19 protein-coding genes and 1 riboswitch are annotated in these 18,195 nt (G+C 69.5%); of the genes, 14 read left to right on the top strand and 5 right to left on the bottom strand.

What is annotated here, in order from left to right; translation table 11 throughout:
* The first annotated feature begins 7 nt into the window (after positions 1-7).
* Together BM345_RS11250 and lgt are read left to right on the top strand one after the other, a co-directional pair.
* Positions 8-949 carry a LysR family transcriptional regulator gene (locus BM345_RS11250; RefSeq protein ID WP_093379269.1) on the top strand — a complete coding sequence of 314 codons (942 nt, stop codon included), beginning with the start codon at positions 8-10 and terminating at the stop codon, positions 947-949.
* 4 nt (positions 950-953) lie between these two features.
* On the top strand, positions 954-1,784 hold the full coding sequence (gene lgt, locus BM345_RS11245) for a prolipoprotein diacylglyceryl transferase (protein WP_093379266.1): 831 nt from the start codon (positions 954-956) through the stop codon (positions 1,782-1,784).
* A gap of 3 nt (positions 1,785-1,787) precedes the next feature.
* Here the strand turns inward: lgt and BM345_RS11240 are convergent, their stop codons facing one another.
* Positions 1,788-2,762 (bottom strand): pseudouridine synthase, encoded by a 975-nt coding sequence (locus tag BM345_RS11240; RefSeq protein ID WP_093379263.1) that lies wholly within the window; start codon positions 2,760-2,762, stop codon positions 1,788-1,790.
* 86 nt (positions 2,763-2,848) lie between these two features.
* Between BM345_RS11240 and BM345_RS11235 the strand changes: the two genes are divergently transcribed.
* Genes BM345_RS11235 through BM345_RS11215 form a run of 5 tightly spaced genes read left to right on the top strand, consistent with a single transcriptional unit; the run spans position 2,849 to position 8,343 of the window.
* Complete coding sequence (locus BM345_RS11235) at positions 2,849-3,517, top strand: GntR family transcriptional regulator (RefSeq protein ID WP_093379260.1); 669 nt, start codon at positions 2,849-2,851, stop codon at positions 3,515-3,517.
* Positions 3,518-3,540: 23 nt separating this feature from the next.
* Positions 3,541-4,935, top strand: a complete 1,395-nt coding sequence (locus tag BM345_RS11230) for a malonyl-CoA decarboxylase (RefSeq protein WP_254789698.1) — start codon at positions 3,541-3,543, stop codon at positions 4,933-4,935.
* 46 nt (positions 4,936-4,981) lie between these two features.
* Positions 4,982-5,989 (top strand): Bug family tripartite tricarboxylate transporter substrate binding protein, encoded by a 1,008-nt coding sequence (locus BM345_RS11225; protein ID WP_093379255.1) that lies wholly within the window; start codon positions 4,982-4,984, stop codon positions 5,987-5,989.
* On the top strand, positions 5,986-6,762 hold the full coding sequence (locus BM345_RS11220; RefSeq protein ID WP_175544969.1) for an enoyl-CoA hydratase/isomerase family protein: 777 nt from the start codon (positions 5,986-5,988) through the stop codon (positions 6,760-6,762). The genes BM345_RS11225 and BM345_RS11220 overlap by 4 nt, the downstream gene beginning before the upstream one ends.
* Before the next feature lie 36 nt (positions 6,763-6,798).
* Positions 6,799-8,343: a malonate--CoA ligase gene (locus tag BM345_RS11215; protein WP_093379252.1), complete on the top strand. Its 1,545-nt coding sequence runs from the start codon at positions 6,799-6,801 to the stop codon at positions 8,341-8,343.
* Positions 8,344-8,376: 33 nt separating this feature from the next.
* On the opposite strand, the gene BM345_RS11210 is transcribed toward BM345_RS11215, so the two are convergent.
* The 4 genes from BM345_RS11210 to BM345_RS11195 form a co-directional block, all read right to left on the bottom strand.
* The gene (locus BM345_RS11210) at positions 8,377-8,802 is read right to left on the bottom strand and encodes a universal stress protein (RefSeq protein ID WP_093379249.1); all 426 of its coding nucleotides are present in this window, start codon (positions 8,800-8,802) and stop codon (positions 8,377-8,379) included.
* A gap of 58 nt (positions 8,803-8,860) precedes the next feature.
* On the bottom strand, positions 8,861-9,679 hold the full coding sequence (locus BM345_RS11205) for a sulfite exporter TauE/SafE family protein (protein WP_175544968.1): 819 nt from the start codon (positions 9,677-9,679) through the stop codon (positions 8,861-8,863).
* A 432-nt stretch (positions 9,680-10,111) separates the two neighbouring features.
* Positions 10,112-10,447 (bottom strand): cell division protein ZapA, encoded by a 336-nt coding sequence (locus BM345_RS11200; protein ID WP_093379247.1) that lies wholly within the window; start codon positions 10,445-10,447, stop codon positions 10,112-10,114.
* Positions 10,444-10,674 carry a DUF904 domain-containing protein gene (locus BM345_RS11195; RefSeq protein ID WP_093379244.1) on the bottom strand — a complete coding sequence of 77 codons (231 nt, stop codon included), beginning with the start codon at positions 10,672-10,674 and terminating at the stop codon, positions 10,444-10,446. Before BM345_RS11195 ends, BM345_RS11200 begins: the two co-directional genes overlap by 4 nt.
* Before the next feature lie 53 nt (positions 10,675-10,727).
* Positions 10,728-10,987: riboswitch (cobalamin riboswitch) on the top strand.
* A 91-nt stretch (positions 10,988-11,078) separates the two neighbouring features.
* Here BM345_RS11195 and BM345_RS11190 point away from each other — a divergent pair.
* From BM345_RS11190 to BM345_RS11160, 7 genes are read left to right on the top strand one after another with little or no spacing between them, the layout of a single operon-like run.
* Positions 11,079-12,986 carry a TonB-dependent receptor domain-containing protein gene (locus tag BM345_RS11190; protein ID WP_093379241.1) on the top strand — a complete coding sequence of 636 codons (1,908 nt, stop codon included), beginning with the start codon at positions 11,079-11,081 and terminating at the stop codon, positions 12,984-12,986.
* The gene (locus BM345_RS11185; protein WP_254789684.1) at positions 12,968-13,585 is read left to right on the top strand and encodes a bifunctional adenosylcobinamide kinase/adenosylcobinamide-phosphate guanylyltransferase; all 618 of its coding nucleotides are present in this window, start codon (positions 12,968-12,970) and stop codon (positions 13,583-13,585) included. Before BM345_RS11190 ends, BM345_RS11185 begins: the two co-directional genes overlap by 19 nt.
* Positions 13,582-14,469, top strand: coding sequence for an ABC transporter substrate-binding protein (locus BM345_RS11180; protein WP_093379239.1), 888 nt, complete (start codon positions 13,582-13,584; stop codon positions 14,467-14,469). Before BM345_RS11185 ends, BM345_RS11180 begins: the two co-directional genes overlap by 4 nt.
* Positions 14,466-15,455: a FecCD family ABC transporter permease gene (locus BM345_RS11175; protein ID WP_093379236.1), complete on the top strand. Its 990-nt coding sequence runs from the start codon at positions 14,466-14,468 to the stop codon at positions 15,453-15,455. The genes BM345_RS11180 and BM345_RS11175 overlap by 4 nt, the downstream gene beginning before the upstream one ends.
* A complete protein-coding gene (locus BM345_RS11170; RefSeq protein WP_139237498.1) occupies positions 15,452-16,228 on the top strand; it encodes an ABC transporter ATP-binding protein in 777 nt (258 codons plus the stop codon). The genes BM345_RS11175 and BM345_RS11170 overlap by 4 nt, the downstream gene beginning before the upstream one ends.
* Positions 16,207-17,181, top strand: a complete 975-nt coding sequence (cbiB, locus tag BM345_RS11165) for an adenosylcobinamide-phosphate synthase CbiB (RefSeq protein WP_254789683.1) — start codon at positions 16,207-16,209, stop codon at positions 17,179-17,181. The genes BM345_RS11170 and cbiB overlap by 22 nt, the downstream gene beginning before the upstream one ends.
* Positions 17,181-18,164, top strand: a complete 984-nt coding sequence (locus BM345_RS11160; protein WP_093379487.1) for an aminotransferase class I/II-fold pyridoxal phosphate-dependent enzyme — start codon at positions 17,181-17,183, stop codon at positions 18,162-18,164. Before cbiB ends, BM345_RS11160 begins: the two co-directional genes overlap by 1 nt.
* Positions 18,165-18,195: the final 31 nt, after the last annotated feature.

Raw genomic sequence — 18,195 nt, 5'->3', positions numbered from 1 at the left:
TTGGCGAATGAGTGAGCCCAGCATCGACCTGCGGGTGTGGCGGCAGTTCCTGGCGGTGGCCGAGGAGCTGCATTTCGGCCGCGCCGCCGCCCGCCTGCACATGACGCAGCCGCCGGTGACGCAGGCCATCGCGCAGCTGGAGAAGTCGCTGGGCGTGCTGCTCTTCGACCGCAACCGCCGCCGGGTGGCGCTCACGCCGGCGGGCGAGGCGCTGCTGCCCGAGGTGCGCGAGTTGCTGGCGCGCGCCAGCGCGCTGCCGGGGCGGGCGAGGGCGGCTGCCGCGGGCGAGCTGGGCCGGGTGCGGTTGGCCTTCGTCTCCACCATCGGCTTCGAGCGGCTTCCCGCCTGGGTGCGCGACTTCCGCGCCAGCAGCCCGCAGGTCGCGCTGGAGCTGGTCGAAGCCACCGGCGACGTGCAACTCGAAGCCTTCGCGCGCGGCGAGATCGATGCGGGCCTGATGCTTCATTCACCCGGCTTCGCGCCGCCGGGCCTGCAGCGCATGTCGGTCGCCAGCGAGCCGCTCGTGCTGGCGCTGCCGGCCGCGCATCCGCTGGCCCGGGCCGACAAGCCCGAGCTGGCCGAGGTGCTGGCCGAGCCGCTGGTGATCTTCCCGCGGCGCATCGTGCCTTCGCTGCACGACGCAATTTTCAGCCTCTACCATGCGGCGGGCCTGGTGCCGCGCGTGGCGCAGGAAGCGATCCAGATGCAGACCATCGTCAACCTCGTGTGGGGCGGCCTGGGCGTGGCCTGGGTGCCCGAGAGCGTCACGCAGTTCCGCCGCGAGGGTGTGGTCTACAGGCGCGCCGCCGAGTTCGCGGCCGGCCGGCGGAGCAAGGGCGTGCAGCTTCCGGCCTGCGAGACCAGCCTGGTGTGGCCGGTGGAAGGCGAGCAGCCCGCGCTGCAGCGCTTCGTCGCCTTCGTGAAGGGTCAGATGGGCTTGGCACAATAGCCCGATGCTGATGTACCCCCAGATCAACCCGATTGCCCTGCAACTCGGGCCGATCGCCATCCACTGGTATGGCCTGACCTATCTCGCGGCCTTCGGGCTCTTCTTCTTCCTGGCCACGCGGCGCCTGCGGCACGAGCCCTTCCGCTCGGTCACGCTGCCCACGCCCTGGACGCGCAAGGACGTGGAGGACATCCTCTTCCTGGGCGTGATGGGCGTGGTCGTGGGCGGCCGGCTGGGCTATTGCCTTTTCTACAAGCCGGGCTACTACCTCACGCACCCGCTGGAGATCTTCTTCGTCTGGCAAGGCGGCATGAGCTTCCACGGCGGCTTGCTGGGCGTGATCGGCTCGATGGTCTGGTATGCCCATTCGCGCGGCCGTCCCTTCTGGCAGGTGATGGATTTCGTCGCGCCTTGCGTGCCTACCGGTCTGGCGGCCGGGCGCGTCGGCAACTTCATCAATGGCGAGCTCTGGGGGCGCTTCTCCAGCCCGGACCTGCCCTGGGGCATGGTCTTTCCGCAAAGCGGCTCGATGCTGGCGCGCCACCCCTCGCAGGTGTACCAGTTCCTCCTGGAAGGCCTGCTGCTCTTCGTGCTGCTGTGGCTCTACGCGCGCAAGCCGCGCCTGGAGCGACGCGTGTCGGCGGTGTTCCTGATGGGCTACGGGCTGTTCCGCTTCATCGCCGAGTACTTCCGCGAGCCGGATGACTTCCTGGGCCTGCTGGCGCTTAACATGAGCATGGGCCAGTGGCTGTGCGTGCCCATGCTGGCCTTCGGTGCCTGGCTGTACTGGAGCGCGGGCCGCAACGCATCGGCGCTGGCCCCGGCCGGCCGCTGAGGCTCAGTCCGCAGACTGCGGGAAATCCAGGCGCCGCTCGCTTTCGAAGCGGCGCGCCTGGCCGGTCACCGGGTCGGTGAATTCCAGCGACTGGGCAAGCAGCTGCAGCGGACGCGTGAAGTCGTCCGGACCTTCGGGTCGCAGCACCGGGTAGTAGTCGTCGTTGAGGATCGGCATGCCCATGGCCGCGCAATGCACCCGCAGCTGGTGCTTGCGGCCGGTGACGGGCGAGAGCCGCAGCCGTGCATGGCCCGCCTGCACCTCGACCAGTTCCATGTGCGTCTCCGAGTTGGGCTCGCCCGGCGCCTCGCGGGTGCGCAGAAAGGAGGCGTCGTCCATCAGGTGGCTGCGCCGCACCGGCGGCAGCTCGACGCCCTCCGACCAGGGCACGATGGCCTCGTAGACCTTGCCCACCGAGCGATCCCTGAAGAGCGCCTGGTAGCGGTCGCGGGTTTGCTGATGCAGGGAGAAGACCACCAGTCCCGCGGTGCCGCGGTCGATGCGATGCACCGGCGAGAGCTCCTCGATGCCCAGCCTGCGCTTGAGCCGCACCAGCAGGCTGTGTTGCAGGTAGCGGCCGGTGGGCACCACCGGCAGGAAATGCGGCTTGTCGGCGACCAGCAGGTGCTCGTCGTGGAAGAGGATCTTCTCCTCGAAGGGAATGTCGTCCTCGCATTCGAGCGCGCGGTAGTACCAGAGTCGCAGGTGAGGGCGGTAGTGGCCCTGCGGGTCCACGGGCCCGCCGGCACTGTCGACCACCTCGCCCAGGCTCATGCGGGCGCGCCAGTCCGCGCGGGGCACCAATGGAAAACGCTCGACGAAGAAATCCTCGAAGCGGGCCCACGGCCCTGCCGGCAATGCCACCCAGCTGGCGCTCACGCCGTCGCGCATGGGCAGCGGCGACACCGCGCGAACGCGTCGGCGCGGTTTGGGCGGCAAGGGCGGCAAGGGCTTGCCGGAGGCGTCGGTTCTTCTCATAATTACGCGTAATTATCAGAAATTCTCTGTGGGCGGCGCCTGACGGAGCGCACTTGCAAGGAGCGGGCTCCCATCCGGATTTCAACATGCGCGTGGTCCACAATTCCCTTCACGACGAGGTCGCCGCCACGTTGCGCGAAGAGATCTTCTCCGGGCGCCTGGCGCCCGGCAGCTTCGTCGACGAGGGCGCCCTGTGCACCCGGCTGGAAATCTCGCGCACCCCGCTGCGCGAGGCGCTCAAGGTGCTCACCGCCGAGGGCCTGCTGCGCCACGAGCCACGCCGCGGCTGCTTCGTGAGCGAAGTGACCCAGCGCGACCTGGACGAGATCTTCCCCGTCATCGCGCTGCTGGAAGGCCGCTGCGCCTACGAGGCCGCCAGCAAGGCCAACGACGCCGACATCGCGGCCCTGACGGTGCTGCACGACAAGCTGGAGCGCCATGCCAAGGCGCACCGCATCAACGAGTACTACGCCGCCAACTTCGCGATTCACGAAGCCATCATCCTGCTGGCGGATAACCGTTGGCTGGCCCAGGTCATCGGCGATCTGCGCAAGATCCTCAAGCTGGCGCGGCTGCAACAGTTGCGCGCGCCCGGCCGGCTCGAGCAGAGCCTGTCGGAGCACCTGGCGGTGTTCGCTGCGCTGAAGGCCCGCGACAGCGAAGGCGCGGAAGCGGCAATGCGCACCCATCTCCATCGACAACGCGAGGCGCTGCGTGCCGTGGCGCTCCTGCAGACCACGAGGATCGCAACGTGATGAGCAGCACCACCCTCCTGAACATGGCCCCGGGGCTTCGCGCCGTGGCCGCCTCCGCGCCTTCTTCCAAGGCGGCGCCGCGCTCGCTCGACGATCGCCTGGGCGCCACCCTGCGCCGCTTCGGCGAGGGCCTGTCGCCCCGTGCCCTGCGCCGTGCGCTGGCCGACCTGCAGGCGGTGGTCGACCCGCGCCTGAGCGAGGTGGAGGCGGGCCGCCGCGCCGCCGACCTGGCGCAGTGGTATGGCACGCTCGATGCCGATTCGCGGCGCGACGTGTGGCTCTTGATGAGCGAGCGCTTCGCCTCCGACGCGAAGAAGATCGAGGCAGCGCGCGCGCATTTCGACGCGGCCGTGGAGGGCGCCGATGCCGGCCACGCCGAGGTGCGCCTGCGCCGCGCGCTGGTCTCGCCGCGTGCCCGGCTGCTGCAGCGCTTCGCGGTGGCCGAGCCGGGGCTGCGCTTCCTGGTCGACCTGCGTGCCGAGCTGCTGCCGCACCTCAAGGGCGATGCGCGCCTGCTGGCGCTGGAGGCGGAGCTGGAGCACCTCTTTGCCACGTGGTTCGACGTCGCCTTCCTCGACCTTCGGCGCATCAGCTGGGACTCGCCCGCCTCGCTCATCGAGAAGCTGATCCGCTACGAGGCGGTGCACGACATCCGCAGCTGGGCCGACGTGAAGAACCGGCTGGACAGCGACCGCCGCTGCTACGGCTTCTTCCACCCGCGCATGCCGGGCGAGCCGCTCATCTTCGTGGAGGTGGCGCTGGTGGACCACATCAGCGACGGCATCACGCCGCTGCTGGACGAGGCGGCCGCGGTGGGCGACCTCTCGCGCGCCACCACTGCCATCTTCTATTCGATCAGCAACACGCAGACCGGCCTGCGCGGCGTGAGCTTCGGCGACTCGCTCATCAAGCGGGTGGTGGAGACGCTCAGCGAGGAGTTTCCCAAGCTCAAGGTCTTCGCCACGCTTTCGCCGATCCCGGGCTTCCGCAGCTGGCTGGGCAAGCATGCGGGCGGGCTGATCGACGGGCTGGACGACAAGCGCCGCGCCGAACTTGCACGCGCGCTCAATGTCGAGAAGCCCGGTGCGAGCGACCTGATGAATGCGGCCGAGCAGGCCCTGGCGCTGGACGCGAAGTCCCCGGTGCGCCAGTTCATGCTCAAGGCCGCGGCCCGCTACCTGGGGCGAGAATTGCCCGATGGTCAGCCGGCCGATCCGGTGGCACGCTTCCACCTGGGCAACGGAGCGCGGGTCGAACGGCTGAACTGGGCCGGCGACCCTTCGGCCAAGGGGCTCAAGCAGTCCTTCGGCCTCATGGTGAACTACCTCTACGACCTCAAGCGGCTCGACAAGCACCGTGCGCTGCTGGCGCAGGGCCGCGTGCCGGCGTCGAGGGAAGTGGATTCGCTGCGCAGCTGACCTCAAGACGAAAGATTCAACCTAGAACGACTGGAGACAACAAGCAATGAGCAACAACTTCCAAATTCGCCGCCGTGACCTGCTGCTGCGCGCCTCGGGCGCTGCAGCCGTTTCCGGACTCGGCGCCTGGCCGCTGGCCTCGCTGGCCCAATCGGGCTGGCCCACCAAGCCGGTGACCATGATCGTGCCCTTCCCGGCGGGCGGTGGCACCGATGCCTTCGCGCGACCGCTGTCGGCGCAGTTCGCCAAGGTCGTGGGCAAGACGCTGGTGATCGACAACCGCGGCGGTGCCGGCGGCACGCTGGGCGCCAGCATCGCCGCCAAGGCGCAGCCGGACGGCTACACCCTGTTCATGGGGGCGGTGCACCATGCCATCGCGCCATCCATCTACCCCAAGCTGGACTACGACATCGAGAAGGACTTCATCCCGCTGGCGCTGATGGCCAACGTGCCGCAGGTGGTGGTGGTGAACCCCAAGCGGGTGACGGCCAGCAACTTCAAGGAGTTCCTCGCCTACGTCAAGGCCAACCCCGGCAAGCTCAACTACGCCTCGGCAGGCTCGGGCACTTCGCACCACCTGGCGGGCGAGCTGTTCAAGCAGCAGACCGGCACCTTCATCACGCACATCCCCTACCGTGGCGCCGGCCCGGCGCTGGCGGACCTGATCTCCGGCAACGTGGACTGCATGTTCGACGGCCTGGGTTCTTCCGCGCAGCACATCAAGTCCGGGCGCATCAAGGCGCTGATGGTCTCGGGCAAGACGCGCAACCCCGCCTTCCCCGACGTGCCTTGCGCCGCCGAGGTGGGCCTGCCGGACTACACCGTCACCACCTGGTACGGCCTGTGGACGCCCAAGGGCACGCCGGCCGAGGTGCAGGCACGCATCATCGAGGACATGAAGAAATCGCTCAGCGGTGACGAGATCAAGGGCATCTGGGCCAGCAACGGCGCGGAGATCCCCACGCTCACGCAGGCGCAGTTCGGCGCCTTCGTCAGCGCCGAGGTCAAGCGCTGGGCCGCGGTGGTGAAGGCAGCAGGGGTCACGCTCGAGTGACGGCTGCTTCCCCCGAGGTCCGCGTGGAGCGCGAGGGCCCGCTGGCCCTCGTGACCCTGTCCAATCCCGCGCGCCTGAACGCGATGACGCGCGGCATGTGGCTCTCGCTGCGTGCCGCCTTCGAGGCCTTGAACGCCGACGATGCGCTTCGCTGCGTGATCGTGCGCGGGGAGGGCGGTGCGTTCTGCGCGGGCGGCGACATCTCCGAGTACCCGTCCTTCCGCTTCGACGAGGCGCAGCTCGCGCACTTCCACGAGAACGAGGTGTGGGGCGCGCTGCAGGCCCTGCTCGACTGCCCGGTGCCGCTGGTCGCGCAGATCGAGGGTGCCTGCATGGGCGCCGGCCTGGAGATCGCCAGCTGCTGCGATATCCGGCTGGCCGGTAGCGCCTGCCGCTTCGGCGCACCCATCGCCAAGCTGGGCTTTCCCATGGCGCCGCGCGAAGCCGCGCTGGTGCGCGGCGCGGTCGGCGACGTGCTCACGCGAGACATGCTTTTCTGTGCCGGCGTGCATTCCGCGCAGCGCCTGTACGACGCAGGCTTCCTGCTGCGCGTGCTGCCCGACGGCGACGTGCCGGGCGAGGCACTGGCCAGTGCGCAGCGCATCCTCGAACTCGCACCGCTGGCCGCGCGCGCCAACAAGCGCAGCTTCGCACTGCTTCAGGCTGCGCAGCTGCCGTCCGAACTCCTGGCCGAGGCCTACCGCTATGCCGGTGTTCTCGAGCACCGCGAGGGCGTGACGGCCTTCCTTGAAAAGCGCACCCCCGACTTCTGAGCGCCGCACACATCGCGCTTTCCGATCCGCACCAACATGACCGCCCAACCGCAAGCCAACGCCAATCTCTACGCGGCCCTGCGCGCCGCCTTTCCCGCCGACCTGGACAGCATGGCGGTCGAGACCGACAACGGGCTTCACTATTCCTGGCGCGACCTGGACCGCGCCAGCGCGATGATCGCCAACCTGCTCGATGCGCTGTCGCTGGAGCCCGGCGCCCGCATCGCGGTGCAGGTGGAGAAGTCGGTCGAGGCCATGATGCTGTACCTGGCCACGCTGCGCGCGGGCTACGTCTTCCTGCCGCTCAACACCGCCTACCAGCAGGCGGAGATCGAGTACTTCGTCGGCAACGCCGAGCCGGCGGTGGTCGTGTGCAGCAGCCGCAACGCGCACTGGGTTGGCCCCATCGCGGCGGCGGCCGGCACGCCGCACGTGTTCACGCTCGACGACGACCGCAGCGGCACGCTGCTGGAGGTGGCCGCAAGCTGCAGCGACGTGCACGAGGTGGCGCACAAGGAGGCCGACGACATGGCGGCCATCCTCTACACCAGCGGCACCACGGGCCGCAGCAAGGGCGCGATGCTCACGCACGGGAACCTGCTGTCCAACGCGCAGGTGCTCAAGGACTATTGGGGCTGGCAGGAGGGCGACGTGCTCATCCATGCGCTGCCCATCTTCCATGTGCACGGGCTCTTCGTGGCCATCCATGGCGCGCTGCTCAATGGCAGCAGGATGATCTGGTTCTCGAAGTTCGACCCCCAGCGCACGGTCGCTCGGCTGCCCGATGCCACCGTGTTCATGGGCGTGCCCACGCTCTACGTGCGCATGCTGGCCGAGCGCGGGCTGAACAAGAAGGCGGTGCGCAACATGCGCCTGTTCATCTCCGGCTCGGCGCCACTGCTCATCGAGACCTTCAACGAATGGCGCGAGCGCACCGGCCACACCATCCTGGAGCGCTACGGCATGAGCGAGACGGTGATGCTCACCTCCAACCCCTACAACCCGGTGCAGGGCGAGCGGCGCGGCGGCACGGTCGGCTTCCCGCTGCCGGGCGTGCAGCTGCGCGTGCGCTCGGAAGACGAGCGCGACTGCACCACCGACGAGATCGGCGCCATCGAGGTGAGCGGCCCCAACGTGTTTGCCGGCTACTGGCGCATGCCCGAGAAGACCCGCGAGGAATTTACCCACGACGGCTTCTTCAAGACCGGCGACGTGGGCAAGATCGACGGCCTGGGCTACGTGAGCATCGTGGGACGCAGCAAGGACCTGATCATCAGCGGCGGCTACAACGTGTACCCGGCCGAGATCGAGGGCTACATCAACGAGATGGAGGGCGTGGCCGAGAGCGCCCTGGTGGGTGCGCCGCACCCGGACTTCGGCGAGGTGGGCGTGGTGCTGGTCACGCTCAAGGCCGGCGCCGCGCTGGCGCCCGATGCGATCCTGGGGGAACTCAAGGCCAGGCTGGCCAACTTCAAGATTCCCAAGCGCTGCTTCGTCGTCGAGGAACTGCCGCGCAACACCATGGGCAAGGTGCAGAAGGCCCTGCTGCGCGAGCAGTACAAGGGGCTCTTCGCGAAGTAGGCCGCGGCCCGTTTGGCGGGCCGCATTCCGCGTTTACTTGACGAGCAGGACGGCGGTCTTGCTCTCGGCCACCACCTTGGTGGCCACCGAGCCCATCAGCGCGCGGCCGAACAGGCCATGGCCGTGCGTGCCCATCACGATCAGGCCGGCGCCGTGGTCATGGGCGGCCTTGATGATTTCCTCGGGCGCGTGGCCGTGGCGCGAATCGACCTTGAAGTTGGCGATGCTGCGTTCTGCCAGCTGCGCCTTGATCGGATCGAGCACCTTGCCCTGTTCTTCGGAGTAGTAGTCCTGCACGACTTCCTTGCTGACGTGGCGCGCGACGTGGCCGGGAATGCCCGGGCACACATGCACCAGGATCAACTCATGGCCGTCCACGAACATGCCGCGATTGGCGGCGACGTAGTCCAGGGCCTTGGTCGTGTAGGCGCTGCCGTCCACAGCAAGAAGAATCTTCATTGAGTACCTCTCTCGTTCTCGGTTGCGGAGCTTCGTTGCCCCGTGCGCCCGATGGTACTCAGTGCCCTGTCAAACCGCGCCAAAGCATATAGGCGCCAAGGACATACAGGATGCTGGCGAAGACGCGCTTGAGGCGCTTGACGGGCAGGCTGTGCGCGGCCTTGGCGCCCAGCGGCGCGGTGAAGACGCTGCAGGCGGCGATCACCACCAGGGCCGGCAGCCAGATGTAGCCGTAGGCGCCCTCGGGCAGGCCGGTGAGGCCGCGGCCGCCGGCGATGTAGCCCGCCACGTTGGCCACCGCGATCGGAAAACCCAGCGCCGCGCTGGTGGCCACGGCGTTGTGGATGGCCACGTTGCACCAGGCCATGAAAGGCACGCTGACGAAGCCGCCGCCCGCGCCCACCAGGCCCGAAAGAAAGCCGATGGCGCCTCCGGCCGCCAGCTGGCCGCCGGTGCCGGGCATCTGGCGCGTGGGCGCGGGCTTCTTGTCAAGGAACATCTGCGTTGCCGAGAAGGCGACGAAGAGCGCGAAGAAGATCGCCAGCCATGCGCCCTTGAGCAGCGAGAACACGCCCATGCTGGCCGCCAGGCTGCCGATCACGATGCCGGGCGCCAGGTGCCGCGCGATGTCCCAGCGCACCGCGCCGCGCTTGTGGTGCGCGCGCACGCTGGAGATGGAGGTGAAGATGATGGTGGCCATGGAAGTGGCGATGGCCATCTTCACCGCCAGGCCCGGCGCCACGCCGCGCTCGCCCAGGATGATGGTGAGGAAGGGCACCATCACCATCCCGCCGCCGATGCCCAGCAGTCCCGCCAGGAAGCCGGTGCCAATGCCCAGGCCGGCAAGTTCGAGGACGAGAAGCGGATCGATCGACATCAACAGGACTTTCAGCAGACAAAAGAAACGGCCCCGAAGGGCGGGGCCGTTGTCGGACAAGGTGCGGCGCCGGGGTGCTTCGCCCGGCACGGCTGCAGGCTGCCGACGTGGGCGGCAACACCCGGGTATTTTACTCGGGATGCTCAGGGTTTGCCCTGAGCTGCACAAGACATGAAAAAGCCTCCGCGAAGGGAGGCTTTTTGATGAAAAAGGTGTCTGCGAATGCCGCTGGACCGTCATCCTGAACGCAGGGTTCAGGTGGGCGAGGGCAGCAGGGCTTCGGGTTCATCTGACGCGAGATGATCACGCCCGCCAAGCAATTTACCAAGCCCGGGCTCCATAGAGCATTGGTTCAAGGAAATATAAAGCCCAACGCGCACCGCAGACGCCTCGATTTTATCGCGTCGGCACCATCGGCGCCGATGAAAAAAATCAAAGAAGGAGGCCGTCTCCGGTCAATGCCTGGTCCAGGCGCTGCACCAGTTGCGCCACGCGCGGGTCGGCCGCTTCCTGCGCAGCGGCCGTGGTGGCTGCAGCCGGCGCCGGTTCGGCAGGGGCCTTGGGTTTTTCCAGCTGTGCCAGGTCGAAGGCCAGGTTGAGTGCAGCCAGCACCGCGATGCGGTCGCGCGCCTTCACCTTGCCGGAGTCGCGGATCTTGGTCATGGCGGCATCCACCCGTTCCACCGCCTCGCGCAACTGCGGCTCACCGCCTTCGGGACAGCCGAGTACGTAACTCTGGCCCATGATCTGTACGTCGATGTGCTTCATGCTTGCGCGTCATTCGGGGAAGAGGGCTCGTCCAGCGGCAGCTTCTCGAGCACCGCGTCCAGCCGCGCCCGCGCCGCGGCCAGCCGCGACTTGAGGGCGTCACGCTCGCGCGTGAGCACCTCGACCTGTTCCTGCAACAGCGCATTGGTGCGTTGCACCTCTTCGTGGCGAACCAGGAGGCGCTCGACTCGCTCGGCGATCTGGTCGATGGGGCTGGCGGCGGACATGGACGTGCATTGTATGGGTGCCCCGGCGGCGGTCGCATGAGGGAAGAGCCGCAGCTAGAATCCCCGCCGTTGGTGCTCGCGCCGCGGTTCACGCGGCGCAGTTCAACGGGAAGCAGGAGCCCACCGCCGTCCACACGGCGCGGCCAGCCTGCGCTGCCCCCGCAACGGTCAACAGCCGGAGCCGCGAGTCATGTCCGATGCCTTCGCGATCCACTTTCATCAATCAGCCACTGGGCGCCCTGAAACAGGCACCTGGGAAGGCGATGAAGGCGTGCTGCCAGCCCGGATACCGGCCAACAAGGCGAGTGCCGCCACGCCCCACGATCACGTGCGGGGCTGCACTCATGACGCCCACACGTCCGGCGGGGAAGCCGGACAGGGTATTTGCTTCGAGTCTCTCCTTCATGAACTTCGTTCATCGTTCCACCGCCGCTGGACTGCAGCGCCGCCGTGTCCGCGCGCTCGCCGCCATTCCCGTTGCCATCGGCGGCCTGTCGGCCGCCACGCTTGCCCTGGCCCAGCCCAACACCGGCAGCCTGCCTGAGACCGTGGTGACAGCCACCCGCACCCAGCAGCGCCTGTCGGACGCCGTGGCTGACATCTCGGTGATCGACCGCGCCACGATCGAGCGCAGCGGCGCCGAGGGCGTGGCCGACGTGCTCGCCAAGGTGCAGGGCATCCAGATCGCACGCACCGGCGGCCAGGGCAACACCACTTCGGTGTACCTTCGCGGCGCCGAGTCCCGCTTCACCGCCGTCTTCATCGACGGCGTGCGGGTGGATTCGCAGGCCACCGGCGGCGCCACCTGGGAATCCATCCCGCTGTCGCAGATCGACCGCATCGAGATCGTGCGCGGCCCGGCTGCCGCGGTGTACGGCTCGGACGCCATGGGCGGCGTGATCCAGCTGTTCACCCGCAAGGGCGAGGGTGTTGCCGCGCCCTACGTGGGCGTGGGCGTGGGCAGCCGCAGCACCTACAAGGCCGAGGCCGGGGTGAGCGGCGCCAGCGGCGGCTTCGACTACTCGCTGGGCGTGTCGCGCGACCAGAGCGACGGCTTCGACGTGCGTACCCCCAACGTGGTCCACAACCCCGACAAGGACGACTACCGCAACACCGCCGGCAACGTGCGCCTGGGCTTCCAGATCAATCCGAACCAGCGCATCGAGGGAACCCTGCTGCAGAGCAACCTCAATTCGGGCTACGACGACTTCGGCTACGACCCCAGCGCGCCGGTGGACGACCGCAACAAGTACCGCCTGCGCACCGGCGGCCTGAACTGGACCTCGCAGTGGACCGACATCTGGCGCACCAAGCTGGCCGTGACCGATTCCAGCAGCCGCTACGAGACCGAGCCCAACTTCTACAAGACCGAGACGCAGACGCGCGGCTACCTGTTCCAGAACGAGTTCCGCATGGGCCCGCACCTGATCACCGCCGACCTGGAGCGGCGCGAGGACCAGCTGCAGAACGCACCCGGCGTGGGCTTCTTCGCCAGCCCGGGCATCGACCGCGAGCGTTCGCAGAACGCACTGGCACTGGGCTACGGCTTCAGCCAGGGCGCCCACACGCTGCAGCTCAATGCGCGGCATGACGACGACAGCGAGTTCGGCGGCAAGAACACCGGCAGCGCGGCCTACGGCTACGCCTTCTCGCCCGCCTGGCGCGCCACGGCATCGGCCGGCACCTCGTTCCGCGCGCCCACGCTCTACCAGCGCTTCAGCGAATACGGCGTGTCGGGCCTGGAACCCGAGGAGGGCACCAACTACGAGGCCAGCCTGCGCTGGACGCCCCAGCCTTCCAGCAGCCTGAGCCTCACGGCCTATCACAACAAGGTCAAGAACCTCATCAACTTCGACACCACGTCCACGGCCTGCCAGTCCTTCTTCGGCTGCTATGCCAACGTGGGCCGCGCCGTGTACGAGGGCGTGACGCTGGCCGGCACGCAGCGCATCGGCGACTGGTCCCTGCGCGGCTCCATCGACTGGCAGGACCCGCGCGATGTGGACACCGACAAGCTGCTGGTGCAGCGCGCGCGTGTCTACAGCAGCGTGGGCGCCGACGTGCGCGTGGGCACCTGGGTGCTGGGCGCCGAGGTGGTTGCCTCGGGCAAGCGCTACGCCGATCCGGCCAACACGCAGGTGCTGGCCGGCTATGGCCTGCTCAACCTCACGGCCAGCACGCCGCTCGCCGATGGCCTGACCCTGCTCGCGCGCATCGACAATGCCACCGACAAGGACTACCACCTGGTGCGCAACTATGCGACGGCTGGACGCAGCTTCTACGTGGGATTGAAGTGGGCACCCAAGCTCTGACGACAACCGTCGATGCAGCTTCTGCTCGCGCCCTGGCAGTGGCCAGGCGCGAGCTGATCCTGGGCGGGCAGAAGAGCGGCAAGTCGCGCCGCGCCGAGCAGTTGGCCGCTGCCTGGCTGGCGCAGGACGCCGGCCACGGCGCCTTGCTGGTGGCCACCGCGCAGGCCCACGACGCGGAGATGCGCGCGCGCATCGAGCGCCACCAGGCCGACCGCTTGGCGCGCGTGCCGGCCTTGCGCTGCGTGGAGGAGCCGCTGGACCTGGCCGGCGCGATCGCGGCGCACAGCACGCCGCGCGACCTGCTCGTGGTCGATTGCCTCACGCTGTGGCTCACCAACTGGCTGATGCCCATGAGTCCACCTGCCTCGCCGGCGCAGATTGCCGCCGAGCAGGATGGGTTGATTTCGGCGCTGCAGGCGGCACCCGGCCCCGTGGTGGTCGTGAGCAACGAGATCGGCCTGGGGGTCATTCCGTTGGGCGGCGAGGTGCGCGGCTTCGTCGATGCGCTGGGCCTGCTCAACCAGCGCGTGGCGGCGGCCTGCGATCGCGTGTGCTTCGTGGCGGCCGGGCTGCCGATGCTGCTGAAGGGCGCGGCATGAGGCGGCTGCTTTCCTGTCTTGCACTGCTGATCTGGCTTGCCGGGCATGCGGCGGCGGCCGAAACCCAGGTGGTGGACGACCGCGGCCAGCGCACGCAGTGGGCGCAGCCGCCGCAGCGCATCGTGTCGCTGCTGCCCTCGGTCACCGAGTCGGTGTGCGCCCTGGGTGCCTGCGACCGGCTGGTGGGCGTGGACGACTATTCGAACTGGCCGGCGCAGGCCAAGGCGCTGCCGCATGTCGGCGGGCTGGAAGACGCCAACGTGGAACGCATTGTGGCCCTGCGGCCCGACGTGGTCCTGCTTTCGCGCTCGGCGCGGGTCACGGGGCGCCTGGAGGCCCTGGGCCTTCGCGTGCTGGCCTTCGAGCCCGATTCGCTGGCCGACCTTCAGCGCGTGCTGGGCCAGGTGGGCGCGCTGCTGGGGCGCGAGGCGCAGGCCCAGGCGCTGTGGCGCGACACGAACGCGGGCGTGGACCAGGTGGCGGCCTCGCTGCCGGCGCAGGCCCGCGGCCAGCGCATCTATTTCGAGGTGAGCAGCGGGCCGTACGCGGCCAGCGAGTCCTCCTTCATCGGCCAGGTGCTGGCGCGGCTGGGCGCAGCCAATGTGGTGCCCGGCTCGATGGGGCCTTTCCCCAAACTGAATCCGGAATTCGTGGTCAAGGCCAATCCGCAGGTGATCATGCTGGGCGACCGCAACACGGTGCCGCTGTCGACGCGGCCCGGCTGGCAGGGCATCGAGGCCGTCCGGCGCGGGCGCATCTGCGTGTTCACGAATGCGCAGGGCGACGTGCTGGTGCGGCCGGGGCCCCGCGTGGCGGAAGCGGCGCAGATCATGGCGGACTGCCTGGCCTCCAAGCCTGCCGCTGGCGAAGGCGGCGCCAGGTGAATCCCAATGCGCGCACCGCGTCGGTCGCCGCAGGCCTCGTCGCCGTCAGTGTGCTGCTGTTGCTGCTGGGCCTGGCCATCGGCAGCACCGGGCTGGAGCCGTTGCGCATGGGCAGCCAGGACCCGGTGGCCTGGCAGATCGTCTGGGACATCCGCCTGCCGCGCACGCTGGGCGCCTGGGTGGCGGGCATGCTGCTAGGCCTGGGCGGTGCGCTGGCGCAGGGCCTGTTCCGCAACCCGCTGGCCGATCCCTACCTGCTCGGCAGCGCCTCCGGCGCCAGCCTGGGCGTGGCGCTGCTGCTCACGCTGCTGGGCATTGCGCCAGCGGCGGGCGGCTTCGGTGCGCGCCTGGGCATGACCGGCGCCGCCTTCGTGGGTGCGGTGCTGGCCGTGCTGCTGACGCTGGGCCTGGCGCGCGGGGTGCAGCAGACGCTGCGCCTGCTGCTGGCCGGCGTGGTGGTGGGCATGGTGCTGGGCGCCGCCAGCTCGCTGGTGATGCTGTGGGTGCCCGAGATCATGCGGGCCATGCAGGCCTTCATGCTCGGCAGCACCGGCTTCCTCGGCTGGCCCGCGGTCGCGGTGATGGCTTGCGCGCTGCTGCTGTGCCTGGTGCCGGCGGTGACGCTCTCGCGCGCACTCGACGCGCTGACGCTGGGCGAGGCCAGCGCCGCCAGCCTGGGCGTCTCGCTGCCGTGGGTGCGCGCCGCGCTGATCGCGGCGCTGGCGCTGTCCACCGGCGCTGCGGTGGCGCAGGTGGGGCTGGTGGCCTTCATCGGCCTGGTGTCGCCGCACCTGGTGCGCGCCCTGGTCAAGACGACGCACGGTGCCCTGGTGCTGCTGGCCACCCTGATGGGCGGCGTGCTGCTGCTGGCGGCCGACGTGCTCGCGCGCTGGGTGCTGGCGCCGCAGGAACTGCCGGTGGGCGTGCTCACTGCCTTGCTGGGCGGCGGCTACCTCTTGTGGCTGATGAACCGGAGCGGCCGATGACGCACGATGGCGCCATGCCCGCGCTTTCTGCCCGCCAGCTGCGTGTGCGCCTGGGTGGGCGCGAGATCGTGCACGTCGATGGCTTGCAGATCGCGGCCGGCCAGTGGACCGCGGTGGTCGGCCCCAACGGCGCCGGCAAGACGACGCTTCTCAAGGCGCTGGCCCACCTGCTGCCGCATGAAGGGCAGGTGCAGCTGCTGGGCCGCGACATGCGCGAATGGCGGCCCCGGCCCCGCGCCCGCGCGCTGGCCTGGATGGGCCAGGACGAGCACGGCACGCAAGACCTGCTCGCCTGGGACGTCGTCATGCTGGGCCGCCTGCCGCATCGCTCCTGGATCGGCGCGCCCGGCGCTGCCGATGTCGCCGCCGTGGATGCGGCCATGCGCCGCACCCAGTCCTGGGAGTGGCGCGCGCGGCCGCTCGGCCAGCTCTCCGGCGGCGAGCGGCAGCGCGTGCTCCTGGCGCGGGCGCTGGCCGTGCAGTCGCAGGTGCTGCTCATGGACGAGCCGCTGGCCAACCTCGACGCGCCGCACCAGGCCGACTGGCTGCTGACGGTGCGCGAGCTGGTGACCGCCGGCAAGACGGTGCTGAGCGTGCTGCACGAGCTGGGCATGGCGCTGCATGCCGACCAGTTGCTGGTGCTCAAGGCAGGGCGCCTGGCGCACCTGGGCGCCACCAGCGAACGCGCCACGCATGCCGCGCTGCGCGAAGTGTTCGAGCAGCGCATCAGCCTGCACGAAGTGGACAGCCAATGGGTGGTCCTGCCGCGCTGATGGCCGGCAGCGCCGGCCTGGCCGTTGCCGCCTTGTGGCTGGCGCTGGTCGTCGACCGCCTGCTGGGCGAGCCGCCGGCGCGCTGGCATCCGGTCGTGTGGATGGGGCACTACCTGGGCTTTACCGGCCGGCGCATCGCGCCGCAGGCGGAGTCGCCGCTGGGCGCCGACTTCGGGCGGCTGGTGGCGGGCGCGCTGGCCTGGGGCTTTGGCGCAGCGGTGGTGACCGGGCTGGCCTTCGCGTTGCAATACGCCGCTTGGCAGATGCCATGGTGGGCCAGCGTGCCTTTCACGGCCCTGCTGCTCAAGCCGCTGCTGGCCTGGCGCATGCTGCGGATGGAGGTGCTGTCGGTGGAGCGCGCGCTGGCCGAGTCCCTCGATGCCGGCCGCGAGCAGCTGAGCTACCTGGTCAGCCGCGACGTCACCCGCCTGGACGAAAGCCAGGTGCGCGAGAGCGCCATCGAGTCGCTCGCCGAGAATCTCAACGATTCGCTGGTGGCGCCGCTCTTCTGGTTCGCCGTGGCCGGCCTCCCGGGCGCGGCGCTCTACCGCTTCGCCAACACCGCCGATGCGATGTGGGGCTACCACGGCGTGCGCAACGGCAGGGTCTGGGAATGGGCCGGCAAGTTCGCCGCGCGGGCGGACGACCTGCTGTCGTGGATTCCGGCGCGCATCAGCGCGTTGCTGCTGGCGCTGGCGGCCATGGAGTGGCCGACCGGACTGCGCATGGAAGCCAGGCGCACGCCTTCGCCGAACAGCGGCTGGCCGATGGCCGCCATGGCGCTGCTGCTGGACGTGCGGCTGGGCAAGCCCGACTTCTACGTGCTGCACCGTGTGGGCCGCAATGTGCGGGCAGACGACACGCGCCGTGCCTTGCAGCTGGGCGGCCGGTCGGTCGTGTGGGCGGGCCTGCTGGCGAGCGTCGCCATGCTCGGCGTGGCGCGGTGGGCCTGATGGCGCCGCCGCACTTCGCTGCCATGCACGGCGGCCCCGACGCGGCGGGCCGGGCGGCGCACGACTTCTCGACCAACGCCAATGCCTGCGGGCCCTGTCCTGAAGCCCTCGCGGCCGTGGCGCAGGCCGATGCGCGGTACTACTGCGACCCGGCCTACACCGATCTGCGCGGGCGTCTCGGCGCATTCCACGGCGTGAGCCCGTCGCGCATCCACATGGCAGCCAGCGGCAGTGAATTCATCATGCGCATGACGGCGGCCGTCAATCGGCTGGGCGGGCTGGGCGTGCATGCGCCCGTGCCCGGCTACGGCGACTACCTGCGGTCCGCGCTGGCACTCGGCATGTCGCTGGTGCCGGCGAACGAGGCGCGGCTGCTGTGGCATGGCGATCCGGCCAGCCCGACAGGACAGACGACCGAAGCGCCGCCTTTGCCGGAGGGTGCCGTTGGCGTCCTCGACATGGCCTATGCGCCGCTGCGCCTGTCGGGCCGACCCTGCGCGGCCGAGGGCTACTGGCAGCTGTGGACACCCAACAAGGCGCTGGGCCTCACCGGCGTGCGCGCTGCCTACGCACTGGCGCCGCCGGATGCGGACGAAGCACTGCTGCGTGTACTCGATGCGCTCATGCCCTCCTGGCCCATCGGCGCGCATGGCGTGGCCATGCTGCATGCCTGGGCCGAGCCGGCGGTGCAGCGGTGGATCGGCGAATGCCTGCCGGTTCTGAGCGAATGGAAGTCCCTGCAGCTTCGCCTTTGCGAGTCGCTGGGCTGGCATTGCCTCCCCAGCGACAGCAACTTCTTCTGCGCACAGCCGCCGACTGATCCGCGCGAGCAGTCGGCGCTACTGCAGCAACTTCGCGAGCTGCATGGCATCCAGCTGCGCGACACCGCCTCCATGGGCCTGCCAGGCTTCGTGCGCATGGCCGTGCTGCCGCCTGCTTCACAGGCCGCCCTGGGCCGCGCAATCTCAACGTCCACGACATGAAAATCAAGCGCACGGTCGTGCACACTTGCCG

This window comes from Variovorax sp. OV329 (assembly GCF_900114785.1).
Lineage (GTDB): Bacteria > Pseudomonadota > Gammaproteobacteria > Burkholderiales > Burkholderiaceae_C > Variovorax.
This window is presented reverse-complemented; position numbering and strand designations above follow the sequence as displayed.